Annotated in this window: 19 protein-coding genes and 2 tRNA genes; 14 read left to right on the top strand and 7 right to left on the bottom strand. The window is 68.4% G+C overall.

The window, feature by feature from the left end:
- Positions 1-17: 17 nt before the first annotated feature.
- Positions 18-773 (top strand): AIM24 family protein, encoded by a 756-nt coding sequence (locus ACZ7L0_RS05470; RefSeq protein ID WP_471241104.1) that lies wholly within the window; start codon positions 18-20, stop codon positions 771-773.
- Positions 774-820: 47 nt separating this feature from the next.
- Here ACZ7L0_RS05470 and ACZ7L0_RS05465 read toward each other — a convergent pair whose 3' ends face one another.
- Positions 821-1,342: an NUDIX hydrolase gene (locus tag ACZ7L0_RS05465; RefSeq protein WP_471241103.1), complete on the bottom strand. Its 522-nt coding sequence runs from the start codon at positions 1,340-1,342 to the stop codon at positions 821-823.
- Positions 1,339-2,772 carry a zinc-dependent metalloprotease gene (locus tag ACZ7L0_RS05460; RefSeq protein ID WP_471241102.1) on the bottom strand — a complete coding sequence of 478 codons (1,434 nt, stop codon included), beginning with the start codon at positions 2,770-2,772 and terminating at the stop codon, positions 1,339-1,341. Before ACZ7L0_RS05460 ends, ACZ7L0_RS05465 begins: the two co-directional genes overlap by 4 nt.
- Before the next feature lie 191 nt (positions 2,773-2,963).
- Here ACZ7L0_RS05460 and ACZ7L0_RS05455 point away from each other — a divergent pair, with 191 nt between their 5' ends.
- The 3 genes from ACZ7L0_RS05455 to ACZ7L0_RS05445 all read left to right on the top strand — a co-directional run bounded on the left by ACZ7L0_RS05455 (position 2,964) and on the right by ACZ7L0_RS05445 (position 6,663).
- Entirely contained in the window at positions 2,964-4,076 is a 1,113-nt protein-coding gene (locus ACZ7L0_RS05455; protein ID WP_471241101.1) for an SDR family oxidoreductase, read from the top strand.
- Between the two features lie 720 nt (positions 4,077-4,796).
- Positions 4,797-5,258, top strand: coding sequence for a molybdenum cofactor biosynthesis protein MoaE (locus tag ACZ7L0_RS05450; RefSeq protein WP_471241100.1), 462 nt, complete (start codon positions 4,797-4,799; stop codon positions 5,256-5,258).
- 307 nt (positions 5,259-5,565) lie between these two features.
- The gene (locus ACZ7L0_RS05445; protein ID WP_471241099.1) at positions 5,566-6,663 is read left to right on the top strand and encodes a YlbL family protein; all 1,098 of its coding nucleotides are present in this window, start codon (positions 5,566-5,568) and stop codon (positions 6,661-6,663) included.
- 28 nt (positions 6,664-6,691) lie between these two features.
- Here ACZ7L0_RS05445 and ACZ7L0_RS05440 read toward each other — a convergent pair whose 3' ends face one another.
- Positions 6,692-7,234, bottom strand: coding sequence for a PPA1309 family protein (locus ACZ7L0_RS05440; protein ID WP_471241098.1), 543 nt, complete (start codon positions 7,232-7,234; stop codon positions 6,692-6,694).
- Positions 7,235-7,398: 164 nt separating this feature from the next.
- Between ACZ7L0_RS05440 and ACZ7L0_RS05435 the strand changes: the two genes are divergently transcribed.
- From ACZ7L0_RS05435 to ACZ7L0_RS05420, 4 genes are all read left to right on the top strand, one after another.
- Positions 7,399-10,272 (top strand): UPF0182 family membrane protein, encoded by a 2,874-nt coding sequence (locus ACZ7L0_RS05435; protein WP_471241097.1) that lies wholly within the window; start codon positions 7,399-7,401, stop codon positions 10,270-10,272.
- 42 nt (positions 10,273-10,314) lie between these two features.
- Positions 10,315-10,388, top strand: a tRNA-Met gene (locus ACZ7L0_RS05430).
- Positions 10,389-10,603: 215 nt separating this feature from the next.
- Entirely contained in the window at positions 10,604-12,448 is a 1,845-nt protein-coding gene (locus ACZ7L0_RS05425) for a tetratricopeptide repeat protein (RefSeq protein ID WP_471241096.1), read from the top strand.
- Positions 12,449-12,519: 71 nt separating this feature from the next.
- A tRNA-Met gene (locus ACZ7L0_RS05420) sits at positions 12,520-12,593 on the top strand.
- A gap of 126 nt (positions 12,594-12,719) precedes the next feature.
- On the opposite strand, the gene ACZ7L0_RS05415 is transcribed toward ACZ7L0_RS05420, so the two are convergent.
- Positions 12,720-13,136 carry a Fur family transcriptional regulator gene (locus ACZ7L0_RS05415; RefSeq protein WP_471241095.1) on the bottom strand — a complete coding sequence of 139 codons (417 nt, stop codon included), beginning with the start codon at positions 13,134-13,136 and terminating at the stop codon, positions 12,720-12,722.
- A gap of 144 nt (positions 13,137-13,280) precedes the next feature.
- Between ACZ7L0_RS05415 and ACZ7L0_RS05410 the strand changes: the two genes are divergently transcribed.
- A complete protein-coding gene (locus tag ACZ7L0_RS05410; protein WP_471241094.1) occupies positions 13,281-14,732 on the top strand; it encodes a catalase in 1,452 nt (483 codons plus the stop codon).
- A gap of 52 nt (positions 14,733-14,784) precedes the next feature.
- Here ACZ7L0_RS05410 and ACZ7L0_RS05405 read toward each other — a convergent pair whose 3' ends face one another.
- On the bottom strand, positions 14,785-15,180 hold the full coding sequence (locus tag ACZ7L0_RS05405) for a CBS domain-containing protein (protein WP_471241093.1): 396 nt from the start codon (positions 15,178-15,180) through the stop codon (positions 14,785-14,787).
- 826 nt (positions 15,181-16,006) lie between these two features.
- On the opposite strand from ACZ7L0_RS05405, the gene ACZ7L0_RS05400 reads away from it, so the two are divergent.
- The 4 genes from ACZ7L0_RS05400 (at position 16,007) to ACZ7L0_RS05385 (ending at position 18,620) form a co-directional block, all read left to right on the top strand.
- A complete protein-coding gene (locus ACZ7L0_RS05400) occupies positions 16,007-16,873 on the top strand; it encodes a hypothetical protein (protein WP_471241092.1) in 867 nt (288 codons plus the stop codon).
- A 143-nt stretch (positions 16,874-17,016) separates the two neighbouring features.
- Complete coding sequence (locus tag ACZ7L0_RS05395) at positions 17,017-17,457, top strand: hypothetical protein (RefSeq protein WP_471241091.1); 441 nt, start codon at positions 17,017-17,019, stop codon at positions 17,455-17,457.
- A 133-nt stretch (positions 17,458-17,590) separates the two neighbouring features.
- Positions 17,591-18,052: a GntR family transcriptional regulator gene (locus ACZ7L0_RS05390; protein ID WP_471241090.1), complete on the top strand. Its 462-nt coding sequence runs from the start codon at positions 17,591-17,593 to the stop codon at positions 18,050-18,052.
- A gap of 1 nt (position 18,053) precedes the next feature.
- Positions 18,054-18,620 carry an HD domain-containing protein gene (locus ACZ7L0_RS05385; protein ID WP_471241089.1) on the top strand — a complete coding sequence of 189 codons (567 nt, stop codon included), beginning with the start codon at positions 18,054-18,056 and terminating at the stop codon, positions 18,618-18,620.
- On the opposite strand, the gene ACZ7L0_RS05380 is transcribed toward ACZ7L0_RS05385, so the two are convergent.
- Positions 18,608-19,081, bottom strand: a complete 474-nt coding sequence (locus tag ACZ7L0_RS05380; RefSeq protein WP_471241088.1) for an NUDIX domain-containing protein — start codon at positions 19,079-19,081, stop codon at positions 18,608-18,610. The genes ACZ7L0_RS05385 and ACZ7L0_RS05380 overlap by 13 nt on opposite strands.
- A gap of 2 nt (positions 19,082-19,083) precedes the next feature.
- Positions 19,084-19,851 (bottom strand): helix-turn-helix domain-containing protein, encoded by a 768-nt coding sequence (locus ACZ7L0_RS05375; RefSeq protein ID WP_471241087.1) that lies wholly within the window; start codon positions 19,849-19,851, stop codon positions 19,084-19,086.
- A 505-nt stretch (positions 19,852-20,356) separates the two neighbouring features.
- On the opposite strand from ACZ7L0_RS05375, the gene ACZ7L0_RS05370 reads away from it, so the two are divergent.
- A complete protein-coding gene (locus ACZ7L0_RS05370; RefSeq protein WP_471241086.1) occupies positions 20,357-20,530 on the top strand; it encodes a hypothetical protein in 174 nt (57 codons plus the stop codon).
- The last annotated feature ends 2 nt before the right edge of the window (positions 20,531-20,532 follow it).

Below are 20,532 nucleotides of genomic sequence, written 5' to 3'. Positions count from 1 at the left end.
GGGGAGCCAGATACACCATGCAGAGCCCGCTTTTCGCCTTCAACGACTCCCAGGCCCAGGAGCGCTACAGCCTGCAGAACAAGCAGATGCTGCGCGTCGTCCTGGAGGGCCACGACGACATCCTCGCCCGCAAGGGCACGATGGTCGCCTACCAGGGCCTCGTCGAGTTCGACGCCGAGTACCAGAGCAACAACCAGGCACGCGCGCGTGCGCACACCGGTGAGGGCCTGAACCTGATGCGCTGCCACGGGCAGGGCACGGTCTACCTCGCCAACCTCGCCCAGCACGTCCATGTGGTGGACGTGGAGCAGGACGGGCTGACGGTCGACAGCAGCTATGTCCTGGCCATGGACTCCTCGCTGCACCACGAGGTGATCGCCGTCGACAGCCTCTACGGCATCTCCGGCTCGGGGAAGTACCAGCTCAACATCACCGGTCGCGGCAAGGTCGCCCTGATGACCTCGGGCGCCCCGCTGATGATGCAGGTCACGCCCGACAAGTACGTCAACTGCGACGCCGACGCGATCGTGGCCTGGTCGACCGGGCTGCGCGTGCAGATGCAGGCGCAGACGCACTCCTCCGGGGTGTGGCGGCGCCGTGGCAACACCGGTGAGGGCTGGGAGCTCAGCTTCATGGGCAGCGGCTACGCGCTGGTCCAGCCGAGTGAACTGCTGCCGCCGCAGAACGCCCAGATCGGGCAGGGCGTCGCCGCGCAGTTCGGCATGGGGCAGCAGGGGGCGCGGGGTCAGAACCAGGGGAACGTCTGGAGCTGAGCGCAGGTAAGGGGTGACTGCCTGGGCGGTCACCCCTTACATCACGGTCACAGCCTGGCGCGCGTCGCCGCCAGCAGCCGTACGACCGACTCGTCCGCCACGTCCGCCACCTCGTCGTAGGCGAACCAACGCAGATCGAGGGACTCGTCGCTGATCTCCTGAACGGCTCCGGGCGGCGCCAGAACCGCGTACTGCACGTCGAGGTGCCAGTGGCACGGCGGCGGGATCGGATGCCGGTCGAGGCGCACCGGGCCGCCCGGCAGCAGAGTCAGGCCGGTGATCCCGGACTCCTCCGTGGCCTCCCGGAGGGCGGCCGCCTCCACGGTGGTGTCGCCCGGCTCGCAGTGGCCGCCCATCTGCAGCCACATCCGCAGCTTCTTGTGGAGGGTCAGCAGCACCCGGCCGTGCTCGGGGTCGATCACCAGCGCGCTCGCGGTGAGGTGCCCCGCGCCGCAGGCCTTCCACATGCCGTCCGGGTGTGCCGCCAAGTGGTCCAGGTAGGCCTGGCGCAGCTCTTCCTGGTCCTCGTAACCCTTGAGTACGAGGACCGCGTCGTCGTGGAGGGTCACTCGGCGTCGTCGCCCTCGTCCTCGTCCTTCTTGAGATTCGGCTTCCCGGTGGAACCGTCCGCGGCCTCGCCGAGCATCTTGTCCAGCTCGGAGAAGTCCAGCTGCTCGCGGTGGACGAAGCCGTCCGGGTCGTCCAGGTCGGTGGCCGTCGGCAGCATGTCCGGGTGGGCCCACAGGGCGTCCCGGCCGTCCACACCGCGCGCGTCGGTGAGCGAGGCCCACAGCCGGGAGGCGTCGCGCAGGCGGCGCGGGCGCAGCTCCAGACCGATCAGCGTGGCGAACGTCTGCTCGGCCGGGCCGCCCGTGGCACGGCGGCGGCGCAGGGTCTCGCGCAGCGCGTCCGCGGACGACAGACGCGGCTTCGCGGCCGCGTGGACCACCGCGTCGACCCAGCCCTCGACGAGTGCCAGAGCCGTCTCCAGACGGGCCAGGGCGGCCTTCTGCTCAGGGGTGTCCTCCGGCTGGAACATGCCCTGCTGCAAGGCGTCCTGCAGCTGCTCGGGGTTCTGCGGGTCGAACTGGCCGACCACGTCCTCCAGCTTGGCCGTGTCGACCTTGATCCCGCGCGCGTACCCGTCGACCGCGCCGAACAGGTGCGAGCGCAGCCACGGCACATGGGCGAACAGGCGCTGGTGGGCGGCCTCGCGCAGGGCGAGGTACAGCCGCACCTCCTCCCTCGGCACGCCCAGGTCCTTGCCGAACGTCTCGATGTTCACCGGCAGCAGCGCGGCCTTGCCGGCCGGGCCCAGCGGCAGGCCGATGTCGGTGGAACCGACGACCTCGCCCGCGAGCACGCCGACGGCCTGCCCGATCTGCGTGCCGAACATGGCGCCGCCCATCGAGCGCATCATGCCGATCAGCGGGCCGGCCATGGCCTGCATCTCCTCCGGCAGGACATCGCCCATGGCCGCGCCGACCCGCTCGGCGACCGGGTCGACGAGCTCCTTCCAGGCAGGCAGGGTGGCCTCGACCCACTCCGCGCGCGACCAGGCCACGGCGGTGCCGGCACCGGACGGCAGGGACGTCACGTCGTCCAGCCACAGGTCGGCCAGCCGGACGGCTTCCTGCACGGCCTGGCGTTCCGCGGGACCGACGCTCGCGTCCTTGACGCCGTCCGCGGTGCCCTGGGAGACCGTCTGGCGGGCGATCTGCTTGGCCATGTCCCAGTTCACCGGGCCGCCCTCGTAGGAGAGCATCTGGCCCAGCTGCTGGAAGGCGGCGCCCAGGTCGGTGGGGTTCAGCGAACCGAACATGGCTGCGAGCGGGTGGTCGGCGCCGGGGCCGCCAAAGCCTCCGGCTCCGGGCAGCCCGAAACCGAACGGGTTGGCCGGTCCCTGCTCACCACCGCTCTCCTGGTCCTTCTTCTTGCCCTCGTCGCCGTCTTCCGGCTCCTCCGGCGGAAGGCCGAATCCGAATGGGGTGTCACTCACGGGATTCCTCGGCTGGTAAGGCCACCGGTTCTCCCGGCGGCGCGGCTGCCCGACAACACCACCCAGCGTAGACACCCGGACCCGATCGGGCCTCGGTGCTTCGCCGACTCTCGGCCTGCGGCAGGATGGATGCCACCTGGTACGTACGCGTCCCTCGCGCTCGTACAGAAGACAACCGCTGGAGACGCCTGGTGAGTTCCCCAGATCCGCAGGTTCGCGCAGCGCGAAACCATTCAACCGGTCCCGCCACGCGCGGGCCCGTCGTCGCCGTGACCGGCGCCGCGACCGGGGTCGGCGCGCTGCTCACCGCCCGGCTCGCCGAGTCCGACCAGGTCAAGCAGGTCGTCGCCATCGACGAGCGGCGCGGGGAGTGTGCGGCCGCCCAGTGGCACATCCTCGACGTGCGGGACCCGGCGATCGCGGAGAAGCTGCGGGGCGCCGATGTCGTCGTGCACCTCGCCCTCGACCTGGATCTGGAGACCGACGCGGCGGCGCGTACGGCTTACAACGTACGGGGGACGCAGACCGTGCTGACCGCGGCGGCGGCGGCCGGGGTGCACCGCGTGGTGCTGTGCACCTCCGCGATGGTCTACGGGGCGCTGCCGGACAACGAGCTGCCGCTGTCGGAGGACGCGGAGCTGCGGGCGACGGCGGAGGCGACCGGGGTCGGGGACCTGCTGGAGATCGAGCGGCTGGCGCGGCGCGCTCCGCGGGCGCATCCGGGGCTGAACGTCACCGTCGTGCGGCCCGCGGTGCTGGTCGGCGGGACCGACACGGCGCTGACCCGGTACTTCGAGTCGCCTCGGCTGCTCGTCGTGGCCGGGTCGCGGCCGGCCTGGCAGTTCTGCCACGTCGAGGATCTGTGCGGTGCGCTGGAGTACGCCGTCCTGGAGAAGGTCGACGGGGAACTGGCCGTCGGGTGCGACGGGTGGCTGGAGCAGGAGGAGGTCGAGGAGCTCAGCGGGATCCGGCGGATGGAGCTGCCGTCGGCGGTCGCGCTGGGGGCGGCGGCGCGGCTGCACCGGATCGGGCTCACCCCGTCGCCGGCGGGGGACCTCGCGTACACGATGTACCCCTGGGTGGTGAGCGGGAGCCGGCTGCACGATGCAGGGTGGCGGCCGAAGTGGACCAACGAGGAGGTCCTGGAGGAACTGCTGGAAGAGGTTTCCGGGCGGCACACCGTCGCCGGGCGGCGGCTTGGGCGCAAGGACGCGACGGCGGCGGGCGCGGCCGGGGCGACGGTCGCTCTGCTGGGTGCGGCGGCCGTGGTGCGGAGGGCCCGGAAGGCGCGCCGGCGAATCTGACGGATCCCGCCCCCGCCGCCCCTACCCATTCCCATCCCCAGGGCCCCGCCCCTTCGACCCCGCCGGGGCTGCGCCCCTGGACCCTGCCGGGACTACGCGCCCGGGCCCCTGCCGGGGCTGCGCCCCTGGACCCTGCCGGGACTACGCGCCCGGGCCCCTGCCGGGGCTGCGCCCCTGGACCCTGCCGGGGCTGCGCCCCTGCGCCCCACCGGGACTACGCGCCCGGGCCCCTGCCGGGGCTGCGCCCCTGCGCCCCACCGGGACTACGCGCCCGGGCCCCTGCCGGGGCTGCGCCCCAGGCCCCTGCGGGGCTGCGCCCCTGCACCCGCTGAGGGCTGCGGTCCGGACTCCTGCGGGGCTGCGCCCTGCGCCCCCGCCAGAGGCTCGACCACTGGGCTCCTGCGCGGCTGCCCGCCTGGCCCCTGTGGGGTTCTGCCCTTGTGCCCCGCCAGGGTTGCGTGCCTGGGCTCCTGCGGGGCTTTGCCTCTGTCCACGCAGCGGGGTCGCGCCTCCTGGGCCTTTGTTGGGCTGCGCCTCTGGCACCCCCAAAGGGTGCGCCCCCTGTATCCCACCAAGGGCTCCGGCCCCTGGACGTCCGGCTGGGCGGACTCGTTCTCAGGCGTCGGGCGGGCCGGCTGCGGACTGTAGGAGCCATGTACGCGCGCGTGCCCGTTGGGCAGGGCGTTTCGTGTGATCCCGGGTGTGGGGCACGATGGGGGTATGGCAGCCATGCGTGAGCATCCCGGAGAGCTTGTTGCTCAGGACCCCATCAAGCTGATCGGGATCAGGGAGACGCCCCTGTCCGTGGACGAGGTGTTCCGGGTGGTCGGGGACGATGCCGCGGGTGGGGTCGCGCTGTTCGTGGGGACGGTGCGGAATCATGACGGGGGCGCTGATGTGGACGCGCTGGGGTATTCGTGCCATCCCAGTGCGGAGGCCGAGATGCGGCGGATCGCGGAGAAGGTCGTGGCGGAGTATCCGGTGCGGGCGCTGGCGGCCGTGCACCGCGTGGGTGACCTCGGGGTGGGGGACCTCGCCGTAGTCGTCGCCGTGGCGTGCCCGCACCGGGGAGAGGCCTTCGAGGCCTGCCGGAAGCTCATCGACGACCTCAAGCACGAGGTGCCGATCTGGAAGCACCAGAAGTTCTCCGACGGCACCGAGGAGTGGGTCGGCGCCTGCTGAGCACTCCGGTTGCGTAACCGCACCCCTGCCGTGAGCGTTGTCAGTGCGGATGGTTAATCTGCTGATCAGTCAGTTGCGGACACTCGCATGGGGTTGGGAGGTCGGCATGGCGGCGCTCGCCTGGTTGTTGATTCCGCTGGTGGCCGCGATAGGCGCCGGTCTGTGGGGCAGTTGGGCCAACCGGACACGCAGGGCCAGGAGCGATGGTCCCGAGCTGGACGGATACGCCCGTTTTCGTGAGGCCATGGAGAGGTCCCACTCGAGTACCTGACGGTGCGCTGACAGAAGCGTCCCGTACTGTCGATGCATGCCACGCCGCACCGCGACGATGCTCGCCTCCACCCTGATGCTGATCGCGCTCCTGTGCGCGGGAGTCTTCATCCCCGTGCCGTACTCGGAGATGTCCCCGGGGCCGACCGTGAACACGCTCGGCGAGCATGAGGGCGAGCCGGTGCTGCAGATCTCCGGGCACAAGACGTACGCGGCCTCCGGGCACCTCAACATGACCACCGTCCGGGTCACCAGCGCCGACTACCGGATGAACCTCGTGGAGGCCGTCTACGGGTGGCTGGCGCACGACAACAAGGTCGTGCCGCACGACACCCTCTACCCGGACGGCAAGACGGAGGAGCAGTCCACCCAGGAGAACGCCGAGGAGTTCACCCAGTCGCAGGAGAGCGCCAAGGTCGCCGCGCTGAAGGCGCTGGACATCCCGGTGAAGTCCTGGGTGATCGTCTCCACGGTGGCCAAGGGGGAGCCGGCCGAGGGCCGGCTGCACGCCGGTGACGTGATCAAGGCCGTGGACGGTACGGCGGTCAAGGAACCGGACGACGTCGCCGAACTGGTGACCAAGCACAAGCCCGGACAGGACGTCGTCTTCAAGATCGTCCCGGCGAAGGAGCAGGCCACCGCCGAGAAGGCGAACCGGACCGCGACCACGACCAAGGACGTCAAGATCACGACGGCGACGTCCAAGGACAGCGGCCCCAAGCGCGCCATCGTCGGCATCTCCGCCGGGACCGACCACACGTTCCCGTTCACCGTCGACATCAAGCTCGCCGACGTCGGCGGCCCCAGCGCCGGACTGATGTTCGCCCTGGGTATCTACGACAAGCTGACCCCGGGCGACCTCACCGGCGGCAAGTTCGTCGCCGGCACCGGGACCATCGACGACGACGGCAAGGTCGGGCCCATCGGCGGCATCGAGATGAAGACCGTCGGCGCGCGTGACAAGGGCGCCCAGTACTTCCTGACGCCCGCCGACAACTGCGCGTCCGCCGCCAAGGACACCCCGAGCGGGCTCCGGCTGGTCAAGGTGAACACCATCCAGGACGCCCTCAAGGCCCTCAAGGACATCCGCGGCGGCGACACCGCCGACCTGCCGAAGTGCACCACCAAGGGCTGACCCGGCGGGGTCGCGGCAGCGGACGGCCTCAGTCCTCGAAGGTCGCCGCCAGCGCCTCCGCCAGCCCCGGCACCAGCTCGGGGCCGGTGAGGACCTCCGTCGGGGAGTCCTTCTCGCGCAGGCGCAGCGCCGACTCGCGGGTGCCGTCGCGCAGCACCGCGACCGTCATGCGAACCTCCTGACGCTCGGGGTGGCCGGCCACCCACTTCGCCAGCTTCGCCTCGCTCAGGCCCTCGGGGACCTGGGCCTCGGCGGACGGGGGCAGCATCAGGCGCTCCACGGTGAGCGCGCAGCCGACCACCGCGTCGGGCCAGGCGATGGTGCCGAGGAACTCGTCGAGCGGGCTGTTCGTTGGAATCTCGTCCTGCTCGATCGGGGTGAGACCGGTGGTCTCCGGCTCGTCCTGCAGGCCGAGCTGCGCCGCGAGCGAGGGTTCCTGGGCCCGCAGCCGCGCGGTGTCTACGAGGGCGAAGAGGCGAGCGGGCTGGTCCCAGCCGAGGCCGGAGGCGTACTCGTCGATCTCGAGCACGGCCCGGGTGAGCGGGTTCGCTGCCATGGGAGTGTTGGACATGGTCACAATCCTGCCTCGTTCCCGGCCGGAATCGGGAACCGAGTAAACCGTGAGTAAGTTGCATAGGTGTGGGCCCACGATCACGGGGGGCCACGGAGGGCCCGCGAACACGAGGGTCTGACGGATCGACAGCGAACTTCGAGGTGCGCACCTTGGCTTTCCAGATGCCTGACCGCGGCGGAGGCCCGACGGGGCCGCGGATCAGAGTGGGCCGCCCGTCCCGGCGTGCCCGCACCCTGCTGATGACTCTGGGCGTCCTCGCCGCCCTCGGCATGGCGTTCACCATGTTCGCGGGCTTCTGGACGGACTGGCTCTGGTACCGCTCGGTGCACTACTCGTCCGTGTTCACCACCACCCTGTGGACCAAGACGGGGCTGTTCTTCGTCTTCGGACTGCTGATGGCCGCCGCGGTCGGAGTCAACATCTGGCTCGCGCACCGGCTGCGGCCCCCGCTGAGCGCCATGTCCATGGAGCAGCAGAGCCTCGACCGCTACCGGATGGGCATCGCCCCGTACAAGAAGTGGCTGCTGTTCGCGATCACCGCCCTGGTGGGGCTGATCGCGGGCGCGTCCGCGGCCGGTCAGTGGCGGACCTGGCTGATGTGGGTGAACGGAGTGCCCTTCCACCAGAAGGACCCCCAGTTCCACCTCGACGTCTCGTTCTACGCCTTCGACCTGCCCTGGTACCGGTTCCTGCTCGGCTTCGGCTTCGCCGCCGCGATCCTGTCCCTGATCGCCGCCGCGCTCACCCACTACCTGTACGGCGGGCTGCGTGTCACCAGCCCGGGCGCGCGCGCCACGGCCGCGGCGACCGGCCACCTGTCGGTGCTCCTCGGCGTCTTCGTCGCCCTGAAGGCGGTCGCCTACTGGCTCGACCGGTACGGGCTGGCGGTCAAATCCAGCGACTTCAAGGCCACCGGCAACTGGACCGGTCTGAGGTACGTCGACGCCAACGCCTACCTGCCCGCCAAGACGATCCTGTTCTGCATCGCGGTCATCTGCGCCCTGCTGTTCTTCGCCACCCTGTGGCGGCGCACCTGGCAGCTGCCCATGATCGGCTTCGGCCTGATGGTGCTCTCGGCGATCCTCATCGGCGGCCTGTACCCGGCGATCGTCCAGAAGTTCCAGGTCCAGCCGAACGAGCAGGCCAAGGAAGCGCCGTACGTCCAGAAGAACATCAAGGCCACGCGCGAGGCGTACGGCATCGACGACGCGCAGGTCTCCGAGTACGCGGGCAAGAGCACCACCAAGGACAAGACCACCCTGCGCGACGACGTCGGCAAGGCGGCGAGCCTGCGGATCCTCGACCCGAACATCGTCTCGCCCACGTTCCAGCAGCTGCAGCAGATGCGGAACTACTACGGCTTCCCGACCAACCTGGACGTCGACCGGTACACCAAGGACGGCAAGGACCAGGACACCGTCATCGGGCTGCGCGAGCTGAACCTCGACGGCCTGCCGAAGAAGAGCTGGATCAACAACCACTTCCGCTACACCCACGGCTACGGCGTGGTCGCCGCCAAGGGCACGGAGGCGAACGACGGCCGTCCGGTCTTCACCGAGTCCGACCTGCCGTCCACCGGTGACCTCGGCACGTACCAGCAGCGCGTCTACTACGGCGAGAAGACGACCACGTACTCGATCGTCGGCGGTCCCCAGAAGGAGATCGACTACTCCGACGACGACGGCGAGAAGATGACCAGCTACCAGGGCGAGAGCGGCGTCAGCCTCTCCAGCCCGGTCAACCGCGCCGCCTACGCGGTGGCCTTCGGCGAGCCGCAGATCCTCTACTCGGGCGCGATCGGCGAGGGCTCGCGGATCCTGTACAACCGCACGCCCAAGGAGCGCGTCGAGGCGGTCGCCCCCTGGCTGACCATCGACGGCGACGCCTACCCGGCGGTCGTGGACGGCCACATCCAGTGGATCGTCGACGCGTACACGACGACGAACGGATACCCGTACGCCTCCCGTACGACCCTCGGTGACACCACCGCCGACTCGCTGACCGCCACCAACGACAACCGCGCGGTCGTGGCCCAGCAGAACCAGGTCAACTACATCCGCAACTCGGTGAAGGCGACCGTCGACGCGTACACCGGCGAGGTCAAGCTCTACCAGTGGGACACCAAGGACCCGGTGCTGAAGACCTGGATGAAGGCGTTCCCGGGCACGGTGAAGTCCAGGGGGGCCATCTCCGACTCGCTGATGGCCCATCTGCGCTACCCGCAGGACCTGTTCAAGGTCCAGCGCGAGCTGCTGACCCGCTACCACGTGACCGACGCGCAGACCTTCCTGACCGGCAGCGAGGTGTGGCAGGTGCCGGACGACCCGACCAACAAGTCGGGCAACGCGGTGCCGCCGTACTACCTGAGCATGAAGATGCCCGGCCAGGCGTCGCAGGCCTTCTCGCTGTCGACGACGTTCACGCCCAACGGCCGGTACAACCTCAGCGCCTTCATGTCGGTCGACGCGGAGGCCGGCACGGGCGAGTACGGCAAGATCAGAATCCTGAAACTGCCGACCAGTACGACGGTCGACGGACCCAAACAGGTGCAGAGCCAGTTCAACTCCGAACAGAAGATCGCCGAGTCCATCAAGCTGCTCAAGGGCGGAGACTCCGACATCGAGTACGGCAATCTGCTCACCGTGCCGCTCGACGGCGGCCTGCTGTACGCGGAACCGGTCTACGTACGCGGTGGCGGACTCAAGTACCCGCTGCTGCGCAAGGTGTTGGTGACCTACGAGGGCAAGACCGCCTTCGAGAACACCCTCGACGACGCCCTCAACGTGGTCTTCGGGGCCAAGCCCTCGACCAGTACGCCACCGGACGAGAACACCGGCACTCCGCCCACCTCCGCCAACCCGACGGTCCAGGAGGCGCTCCAGGACGCCCAGAAGGCCTTCGACGCCGGGCAGGAGGCCCTGAAGAAGCCGGACTGGGAGGCGTACGCCAAGGCGCAGCGGGACCTCGAGGACGCGCTGCAGCGGGCCGAGGCGGCGCAGTCCAAGGCCGACAAGACCGGTGGTGGCAGCGGCTGATCAAGTAGCCCCCCGCGCCGTGATACGGTTGCAACGCAACGGCGCGGGGTGGAGCAGCTCGGTAGCTCGCTGGGCTCATAACCCAGAGGTCGCAGGTTCAAATCCTGTCCCCGCTACTTGAATCGAAGGCCCGGATCCTCATGGATCCGGGCCTTCGTGGTGTGCGGACGGGCGGCGAACGCATGTGCCGGTGCGGTAACTCGCCGCGCCGCCGTGGGGAGTTGGCCGATCTGTGTTTGACTTGTCTCTCTGTGGGCATGTCGACAAAACGCTGAAGTGACCTCACGGGCTGCGGTATACCGGGTGTACCCAGGTTGTAGGTGGTGCGACGATGGACGTTATGGGGGACAAGGCAACTCTGTTGGAGACAGGGCGTTTTGTGCAGCCTGCTGACTATGCGCAGGATGCCGATTTTGTGCAGCCTGCCGACCTTGTGCGGCCCGCCGACCGCGACGAGGCCGCCGAGGCCGTTGAAGAGGCGCGTCAGCGGCTCGCCGCCGAGGCCGGTGACGTCGAGGCGATGAGTGTCCTCGGCGCCATGCTGCTGCGCCGCGGTGACCTGGACGGGGCCGAATCCCATCTGCGCGCAGCCACCGCCGCCGGTGACCGGGCCGCCGCCAACAACCTGGGCGTCCTCCTGCACCAGCGCGGGTACGCCGAGGAGGCCGCCGGATGGTGGCGGATCGCCGCCGTCGCCGGCTCCGCGGCGGCCGCGCACGCGCTCGGCCGCCACCACCGCGAGCGCGGGGACGAGCCCGCCGCCGAGTACTGGCTGCGCCAGTCCGCCGAGCAGGGGCACGCGCTGGGCGCGTACGCGCTCGCCGACCTGCTGGAGCACCGTGCGGACGCCGGCGCCGAGCAGTGGATGCGGGCCGCCGCCGAGCGCGGACACCGGGAGGCCGCCTACCGGCTGGCGCGCGCGCTCGACCGCAGGGTCGCGGGCGAGGACGAGGCCGGTACCGACAACGCTGTCGAGGAGGCCGAACAGTGGTACCGCCAGGCCGCCGCGCGCGGACACCGGCGGGCCGCGCTGCACCTCGGGGCGATCCTGGAGAAGCGGGGTGAGCTCAAGGAGGCGGGGCGCTGGTACCTGACCTCCGCCAAGGACGGCGAGGCCCGGGCCGCCTGCGCGCTCGGCTTCCTGCTGCGCGACGCCGGGGACACCGAGAGCGCGGCCGTGTGGTGGCTCAGGGCCGCGCAGGACGGCGACGGCAACGCGGCGAACGCGCTCGGCGCGCTGCACGCCGAGCGCGGCGAGACGCAGACCGCCGAGCGGTGGTACCGGGCGGCGATGGACGCCGGGGACGACAACGGCGCCTACAACCTCGGGCTGCTCTGCGCCGAGCAGGGGCGCGTCACGCAGGCCGAGCAGTGGTACCGCAGAGCCGCGTACGCCGGGCACCGCGAGGCGGCGAACGCCCTCGCGATCCTGCTGTTGCAGGGGGGCGACACGACGGGTGCGGAGCCGTGGTTCTCCAAGGCGGCCGAGGCCGGGAGCGTGGACGCCGCGTTCAACCTGGGGATCCTGTACGCCGGGCGCGGCGAGGACGAGATGGCGCTGCGCTGGTACGAGCGGGCGGCTTCCGCCGGGCACACGGAGGCGGCGCTGCAGGTCGGGATCGCGCGGCTGCGGGAGGGTGACGAGCAGGAGGCCGAGCGGCACCTGCGGTGCGCGGCGGGCGGCGGGAGCGCGGAGGCCGCCTACCGGCTGGCGACCGTGCTCGACGCGCGGCGGCCCGCGGAGCCGGCGCACGAACTGGGTGAGGTCGTGCACGAGAAGACCGAGTGCGAGGAGTGGTACGAGCGGGCGGCGTCCCAGGGGCACCGGCGGGCGCAGGTGCGCGTCGGGATGCTGGCGGCGGCCCGGGGGGACGTGGTCGAGGCGGCGCGCTGGTACCGGGCGGCGGCCGAGGCCGGTTCGCGCAACGGGGCGTTCAACCTGGGGCTGCTGCTGGCCCGGGAGGGCAGTGAGCCGGAGGCCGCGGTGTGGTGGGAGCGGGCCGCGAACGCCGGTCACGGCCGGGCGGCGCTGCGGCTGGCCCTCGTCTACGCGCGTCGTGGTGAGCTGGCGGTGGGACAGCGGTGGGCCGACCGCGCGGTGGCGCTCGGACCGGCCGAGGTCGCGAAGCGAGCGGCCCGACTGCGGGACGCGTTGCGCCAGGAGCTGTCGGCGTGACGGTCACGCGGGGGCGACCGACAAGCGATTTGCTCTTCGCCGCATCCTTCACGTAGTGTCGTGTTCACCGACGCGGGGTGGAGCAGCTCGGTAGCTCGCTGGGCTCATAACCCAGAGGTCGCAGGTTCAAATCCTGTCCCCGCTACTGAAGGCCGAGGGCCGGAATCCAGAAATGGGTTCCGGCCCTCGGTGCGTGTGCGGTAGTTACGGAGTGTGTGACAACGCAAAGCCCCGGCACCCATCAGGATGCCGGGGCTTTCGAATGCTTTCCTCAGGCCGCCGCGCAGTTCGGGCAGACACCGCGGTACGTCATCTCGACGTCCGAGATCGTGAAGCCGAAGCGCTCCGAGTCGGGGAGGTCGGCCAGCGGGTTTCCGGTCGGGTGCACGTCCCGGATCGCGCCGCACCGGGCGCAGACCAGGTGGTGGTGCGGCTGGTGGGCGTTCGGGTCGTACCGCTTGGCCCGCTGGTCGGTGGAGACCTCGAGCACCTCGCCGAGGGAGACCAGCTCACCGAGGGTGTTGTAGACGGTCGCCCGGGAGATCTCGGGCAGCTTGGCGACGGCCCGCGCGTGGACCTCGTCGGCCGTCAGGTGGACGTGTTCGCCGTCGAGGACCTCGGCCACGACGCGCCGCTGCGCGGTCATCCGCCATCCGCGTCCGCGCAGCCGTTCCAGAAGGTCACTCATGCGCACCAGCCTAACAGCAAGGTGACCAGTTTCCGAATAGGTGTGACTTTGGATCTCAGCTTGACTTGGACTTTGTCCAATGTAGGATCGAACCTGACTTTGGTCGAGTGACAGCAAATGACAGAAGTGACGCAGGAGGCTTACGTGACGCAGGGACCGCTCACGACGGAGGCCGGCGCGCCGGTGGCCGACAACCAGCACAGCGAGACCGCGGGCGTCGGCGGCCCCGTGCTCGTCCAGGACCAGCTCCTTCTGGAGAAGCTGGCCCACTTCAACCGTGAGCGCATCCCGGAGCGCGTGGTGCACGCCCGGGGCGCGGGCGCCTACGGCACCTTCACGGTCACCGCCGACGTCACCTCGTACACGCGCGCCGCGTTCCTCTCCGAGGTCGGCAAGCGGACCGAGGTCTTCCTGCGGTTCTCGACCGTGGCCGGCAACCTCGGCGCCGCGGACGCCGTGCGCGACCCGCGTGGCTTCGCGCTGAAGTTCTACACCGAGGAGGGCAACTACGACCTCGTCGGCAACAACACCCCGGTGTTCTTCATCAGGGACGCCATCAAGTTCCCGGACTTCATCCACACCCAGAAGCGCGACCCGTACACGGGCTCGCAGGAGGCGGACAACGTCTGGGACTTCTGGGGCCTGTCGCCCGAGTCCACCCACCAGGTGACCTGGCTGTTCGGCGACCGCGGCATTCCGGCGTCCTACCGCCACATGGACGGCTTCGGCTCGCACACCTTCCAGTGGAACAACGAGGCCGGCGAGGTCTTCTGGGTCAAGTACCACTTCAAGACCGACCAGGGCATCAGGAATCTCACCGCCGCGGAGGCCGAGGTGCTCGCGGGCAAGGACCCCGACTCCCACCAGCGCGATCTGCGCGAGGCCATCGAGCGCGGCGAGTACCCGACCTGGACCGTCGGTGTGCAGATCATGCCCGCCGCCGAGGCCGCGGCCTACCGCTTCAACCCCTTCGACCTGACCAAGGTGTGGCCGCACGCGGACTACCCGGTCATCGAGATCGGCAAGCTGGAGCTCAACCGCAACCCGGAGAACGTCTTCGCCGAGGTCGAGCAGTCGGTCTTCTCCCCGGCCCACTTCGTGCCCGGCATCGGCCCGTCCCCGGACAAGATGCTCCAGGGCCGCCTCTTCGCCTACGGCGACGCCCACCGCTACCGCGTCGGCATCAACGCCGACCACCTGCCGGTGAACCGCCCGCACGCCACCGAGGCGCGCACCAACTCCCGTGACGGTCACCTGTACGACGGCCGCCACAAGGGCGCGAAGAACTACGAGCCGAACAGCTTCGGCGGCCCCTTCCAGACGGGCCGTCCGCTCTGGCAGCCGCTCCCGGTCTCCGGCGTCACCAGCGACCACGAGGCCCCGGTGCACGCCGAGGACGACGACTTCGTCCAGGCGGGCAACCTCTACCGGCTGATGTCGCAGGACGAGAGGGAGCGCCTGGTCGAGAACCTGGCGGGCTCTCTCGCCCAGGTCTCCCGGGAGGACATCGCCGAGCGCGCGATCGACAACTTCCGCCGGGCCGACGGCGACTTCGGCAAGCGGCTGGAGATCGCGGTCCGGGCGCTGCGCGGCTGACGTGCGCCGGTGACGGGCCGAGCCCCCTCGCGGGCCCGGCCCGTCACCGTGTTCAGGCCGGTACGACGTGCTGCCGGGCCGGGACCCAGCAGCGGATGATGTCGCGGACCGAGACGATCCCGGCGGGCTCGCCGCGGTCGAGGACGACGAGATGGCGGAAGCCGCCGTGCGCCATGGCGCGGGCGGCCTCCTCCAGAGTCCAGGTCGGGGCGGCGAACACGACGTCGTTGGTGGTGTGGGCGTGGATGTGTTCCGTGTCCGGGTTCTGGCCGAGACCGACGGAGTTCAGGATGTCCCGCTCCGTGAGGATGCCGATGCCGCCGGCATCCGGGTCGTGGACGATGGCGGCGCCCACCCGGCGGGCGGACATCAGGGCGGCTGCCTGGCGGAGGGTGTGGGCGGGGCCGACGGTGAGGACCACCGTGCTCATGGCGTCACGGACGAGCATGGGATGGAGCCACCTCCTACGAATCCGACGAACCCGTGACGGGCATGGTTCACCGATTCACAAGTTCACAAATGAGGGTGCTCTCAGAGTGGCAGGTAAAGCGGAGGTCAACAAGAGGGCGCGCGCGGCCAGTTGAGGGCGTGCGTGATCGTCCGGCGGTGTCAGTAGCGCTGGTTGTGAACACTGCCCCCGGTGGGGTGCGGCTTTGCTCCGCACCCCACCGCAGACCTGCGCGATCGTGATTTGCGTTGGTCGTCCTTGGTGGTCGACGGCCACCCTCGGACGGCCCGGAGACGGCCCGGCTAGGGTGCCGCAGATTCAGAGCGGGCTAGTGACCTGAGTCAGAAGTTCTTCGTCAGATCGACTGCCATCAGCCGATGCCGTACGGCCGCCAGGTCTTGCCTGACCTGTTCGTGTCCGGTCTCAAACACGATGGGCGGATCACGAGAACTACCCGAAAATCTCCGACTCAGGTCACTAGCTCGGCTGCCGCTGATCTGCCCCGCCGGGTCTGTCACCCTCGCTCGCGCTGGAGTCCGCAGCCGACTGCTCTTGCACATTGTCGGATGGTCGCGAGCGAACAAGCGGTGCTCCTGGGTCCCGACGAAGAGAGATGAGCATCTCCGGATTGGGGCGAGAGGTTCCATGCCATGGGCAAGCATTGATCCGCGGCGTTGTGCGGACACCACGTCAGGTGCGCCGAGTTCGGCGTACGATGCCAACGCTGGATCTTCGCTGGAGCCGGGGGGAAACGGTGACTCAGAGCCGCCTACGCACTGTCTCGTTCTATGAAGTAGTTCGGGGCAAAGATGATCACAACCCACGCATGGATCCCGTGAACTGGCAGGACGCCCTGGACGGAATCATGCATAGACCTCCGGCCCTTAGAACATTCACTTCACCTGACGGTGACACTTATATCGGTGAATCCGTCGCCTACTCGAATCAAATGCACCTGATCGTTGGACGGATCGGGGCGGGGAATATGCAGACTGTAGACCTCGATCATGGACACATCGAAGAGCTTCGACTTGAAGGAAATCGCGGCTTCATCGACACGACTACGGTTTGCTTTCTCGATTATTCCAACATCATTGGCATCATGCATGGCAATCAAGCGGCACCTAGATCGTCTGCCATTCAACGTTGGATGAACGCGTGCGGGATGATCACGGAAGACGTGGCATTATGGCCCGTGATCTCCAAGAGTGTATGGGAAAAGCTAGAAAACGCATCTGCCGTTCACAACGTAGAGTTCACATTCCGCCCCAATCCTGCCTTCATGCCTCAAGAAGGGGTCTCGCTTTTCGGGTTTAGTAGAGAGGCGGGCGAACGGTATGCAGATCATCGCATCACCATTAAAGTCGAGGTGCCGAAACGCGGTAGTGGCCCAACTTCGAGGGCCCGCGGCCATAGGCGGCTGCAAGATGATGCTGTGAGCATCGTTTCTGGCCTCGGTTATCTTGTCGGCCCCAGTGGCATTGAACGTGCTCGCGCATTGGTGACATCACCAACCGAGGACGGTCATTTGAAGGAAGAAGCCCTCGACTTCCTGAAGCACCACGTCACAGCAAAGAAGCGTGTGGAGGTGCGAGACGAGGAGTCGCGGCCGCGCCACGCGGTGGCCGTGCAAGCCATCATGGAGGCTGCATACGAGCACAGGGGCGACCTCACAGCCGCTGTCAGTGGGTAGGGCTATCGTGCACCTATCGACAGTGGGGGTAGACGATGCTGCGACCAAGTACTATCCAGAACCGCCTAGGGATCGTGTGGAGCGAGCGGCCAGTGATTGACTGGTGGCTCTCCATTTCCGCTGTCACTGTCCACTTAGCATGGGTGCACTTCTCCATCCATTCTTCCGTATTTCAGAGCATCCCCCCCGATCGTCGGGGCGATGTTTACATGACATTGGCTTCAATCTCTGCGCTAATCGGTGGATTCGGTACTGCCGCCATTAGTCAGTACGCAACGGCTAATGGGCGCAGAATGCTAGAACTGCGCCGCCGCTTTGGGGTGAGTCTGCGCAAGAATTGGTCAGGTATCCTAATTTCGATGCTTGCTGTTTCTGGTGGATCTCTGTTCGCGTTGATGCGAGACAACGCCAAGGGGATCGGAGTAATCGGCTGGATAATCGAAGCACTTCTCGTGCTTGGTGTTCTGAGGTCTGTAAGGCTTGTCTGGCTTTTCAGCATGCTGATCGACATGGCGGACGCCGACGTGACTGAGCCTCCAAGGTCGCCCGCGATTCGAGTTGCGCGGAACCTTCCACCTCAATGACTGCGGACGGATGCCGCCAAAGTGTCTCGGCTTATGAGAGCGAGCGGTCATGCCGTCGCCCGTCCGGGGTCTCTCGGCAGCGGTCGCGAGTCGTGGGAGAGTTGGGGTGAGGACGAGCGGAGAGGGAGAGGGAGTGTCACAGCAGGCCAACCCTCGGGGAACGTTCCTAAGAGTCGCTGACGCGCTGAAGGCGCGGATTGAGGCGGATCCTGGCATGACGGAGCTTCCGTCTCTCGCCGAGGTCGTACGCGACCACGAGGTCTCGCGTGGCGTTGCAATTCGAGCGTTCGGTGTGCTGCGGAAGCAAGGCATGGCCGAACCAGCACCAGGAGAGCGGTGGCGCGTCGTGCGCTCGGGCGCGCAAGTGGACCGGCGCCCGCTCGATCAGCGCATCGCGGACATCATCAGGGCTGACGGGCTCGAAGTAGGGGAAGCCTTTCCAAGCGCTTCCGCGCTGGCCGAGCGGTTCGGGGTTTCACGCCCCACAGTGACGAAGGCACTGGAGAAGCTGGAGACCGCCGGCGTGCTGGCGGGGGGAGGACAGGGCAGGGTGCGGACCGTCCGCGCCGTGCCGATTCGAGAGGAGCGTTCGTAGCTTGTCGGAGCTGACGGAGTGGGCCTATCCCCTCGCCGAGTCGCTGCTTGCCGAGCCGCTGCCGCGTCGGTGGCGGCACTGTCAGGGCGTGGCCGAGCGGGCACGCATCATCGCGCCCATCCTCGGGGAGGATGCCGAGCTGTTGGAAGCCGCGGCCGTGCTGCACGACATCGGTTACTCGCCCGACCTCGCCAAGACTGGCTTTCATCCGCTGGACGGTGCCCGCTACCTCCGGGACGTGGCCAACGCTGACGAACGGGTCGTGAACCTGGTGGCGCACCACTCCTGCGCGTGGATGGAGGCAGAGGCGCGAGGTCTGCGCGAGGAGCTGGAGGGCGAGTTTCCCCGCGAGCTGGCGCACCTCAACGACGCTCTCTGCTTCTGCGACATGAACACCACGCCGGACGGCACGCCCACGAACCCCATTGACCGTGTGAACGAGATCGCCGGACGGTACGGGCCCGACAGTCTGATTGGCACCTTCATCCGGCGGGCTGAGCCGGAGATCCTCGCGTGCACCTCGCGCGTGCTCGAACGGGTGGTGGCCGTAAAGCGTCAGCCGATGTAGGGGGTTGCCCGCGTCCGGTCCATGGCGTGCTCGATCCGGAGCCGCATCGTGGGGTGAATGTCGAGTTCGGACAGGTCTGCCGGGGCAACCCAGCGGACCTGTGTCGTCTCGTTGCTCGTGCGCACCTCACCGCCGACCGGCCGGGCCCGGAAACAGATGCTGAACTGCTGGCGGACTTCCCCGTCGTCGTATCGCATGACATGACCGGGGTCTGTGTAGATCCCGGACATGTCGATGACTTCGGCCTTGATCCCGGTCTCTTCCCAGACCTCGCGCACCACGGTGTGGCTGATGGACTCGCCCACATCGTGCCCGCCGCCGGGCAGGGCCCAGCGTCCGTTGTCGGACCGCTGGATCATCAGCACCTCGCCAGCATTGTTCTGCACGAACGCGACGACCGAGGGCACGACCGAGTTGGCCGGCGGGGCGTCCGGGTCGTGCAGGTAGTCGATGCGTCCCATGGTCAGGCTCCCGTGATGCTCGTGACGTCGTCGGCTGTGATCTGGCGTGCGTTCTCCCAGGTGTGTTCGATGCTATTCGCGTACGTCTCGAACAGCCCGCCATCCGACAGGCGGCGCAGATGAAACGCTGGTGCCATGTAGGCGCCGATGCCATAGACGTGCGGGTTCACGAGCATCTCGTCATCGGACCGGTAGATCGAGTTGTAGAGAGTCGAATCGTGTAGCCGGAAACCGATGTCCGGGTGACTCTTCATAAGCGGTCGGTAGAGCACCAGGGCGTTGCGAATCTTGCCGTCCATGATCTGGTGGCCTTCGTCGATGCCGCGCTGTCGGACAGCCCCACAGTCAGGGTCGCCGAGCAGGATGCGCACCTGTACGCCGGCCGCCACCTTTGCCTTGAGTAGGTCGTGGAACAGCGGGTCTTCCGACAGGAAGAGGCCGGAGTACACCAGGACGTCAAGGTTCTTCTGTGCCCTGCTGTACAGGTCACGCCAGAAGCTGGGCGGCACCGTGTGGCGGTGCGGGTAGACCGTGGCAATCTCGGCCTTGGAAAGGTCTGCTGCGGTGTCGACCGTACGCGCGTCCTCCCACAACGCCGTGACGTCGACCTTGAGGACTGCGGCCGTCGCGTACTGGTGACGCCGGTAGGGCACCCTGCCCTGCGTGATCCAGCGTTCGACCGTCTTCGGGTTGACCTCAATTGCTGCGGCCAGTGCCTGAACAGTCATGTTCCGCGCCAACAAGGCGGACCGCAAACGTTCGTTAGACATCTGTACCCCCGGCGGGACGTCTAGGGACTTCTCGACCGTAGCCAGAACTCCGCGAGCTGTCCACGCACGGGGTGACCAACTCCCCTGACCTGGCGCGATTCTGATTGTGCGCCAAGAAGTCCCGGCGCAGAAGCAAGAAGTTCCGTGCCTGTACTTGACGGACCCCAATGCAGTACCTGTAAAACAGGTACTGCAACAACCGCCCGGAGGAAAGCCCGCAGGGGTGAGTACGAAGGAAGCGTCAGTTGGTTGAGAACTCAACAGCGTGCCAAGGATCGCCGCCTCTCCTGTGCCTCAAGCAGGCGGCCCGCGCGGAGCAAGAACCGCGCACGTTAGACCATCCGCAGCGTGCTGACGTGCGCTGCGGCCGGTTGCCTCCCTCGCCCGTCCGGGCCCGCAACCCTGCGGAGTCCGTACGGGCGGGGCTGAGGGGAGCCGGATATCTGCCCACCGCCGCGCGGGCGGGTCGGTCATCCATCAGTCCAGCGACCCGAGAGGGGAAGCAATGCGCCGGATCACCAACCCCAAGCACCCGAACGTCGACCAGGTCGGTACGGACGTCGAGTACGAGGGCGAGCCGCACCGGATCACGGACGTCGGCGGGTCCTGCTTCACGCTCGTGCGCCTGCGGGACGGCTACGGCCGGAACGTGAAGATCACCGAGGTCAACGACCGCTAGAC

The sequence above is a fragment of the Streptomyces sp. NPDC039424 genome, from assembly GCF_055639495.1.
Note: the sequence above shows the minus strand (reverse complement) of the source record. Positions and strands in the feature narration are given on the sequence as shown.

Excerpts from the sequence above, each read along its gene's own strand:
- ACZ7L0_RS05470 (WP_471241104.1), top strand. The coding sequence starts at position 18 with ATGCAGAGCCCGCTTTTCGCCTTCAACGACTCCCAGGCCCAGGAGCGC.
- ACZ7L0_RS05450 (WP_471241100.1), top strand. The coding sequence starts at position 4,797 with ATGGCAGCCATGCGTGAGCATCCCGGAGAGCTTGTTGCTCAGGACCCC.
- ACZ7L0_RS05445 (WP_471241099.1), top strand. The coding sequence starts at position 5,566 with ATGCCACGCCGCACCGCGACGATGCTCGCCTCCACCCTGATGCTGATC.
- ACZ7L0_RS05440 (WP_471241098.1), bottom strand. The coding sequence starts at position 7,234 with ATGTCCAACACTCCCATGGCAGCGAACCCGCTCACCCGGGCCGTGCTC.
- ACZ7L0_RS05435 (WP_471241097.1), top strand. The coding sequence starts at position 7,399 with ATGCCTGACCGCGGCGGAGGCCCGACGGGGCCGCGGATCAGAGTGGGC.
- ACZ7L0_RS05425 (WP_471241096.1), top strand. The coding sequence starts at position 10,604 with ATGGACGTTATGGGGGACAAGGCAACTCTGTTGGAGACAGGGCGTTTT.
- ACZ7L0_RS05415 (WP_471241095.1), bottom strand. The coding sequence starts at position 13,136 with ATGAGTGACCTTCTGGAACGGCTGCGCGGACGCGGATGGCGGATGACC.
- ACZ7L0_RS05405 (WP_471241093.1), bottom strand. The coding sequence starts at position 15,180 with ATGCTCGTCCGTGACGCCATGAGCACGGTGGTCCTCACCGTCGGCCCC.
- ACZ7L0_RS05400 (WP_471241092.1), top strand. The coding sequence starts at position 16,007 with ATGGATCCCGTGAACTGGCAGGACGCCCTGGACGGAATCATGCATAGA.
- ACZ7L0_RS05380 (WP_471241088.1), bottom strand. The coding sequence starts at position 19,081 with ATGGGACGCATCGACTACCTGCACGACCCGGACGCCCCGCCGGCCAAC.
- ACZ7L0_RS05375 (WP_471241087.1), bottom strand. The coding sequence starts at position 19,851 with ATGTCTAACGAACGTTTGCGGTCCGCCTTGTTGGCGCGGAACATGACT.
- ACZ7L0_RS05370 (WP_471241086.1), top strand. The coding sequence starts at position 20,357 with ATGCGCCGGATCACCAACCCCAAGCACCCGAACGTCGACCAGGTCGGT.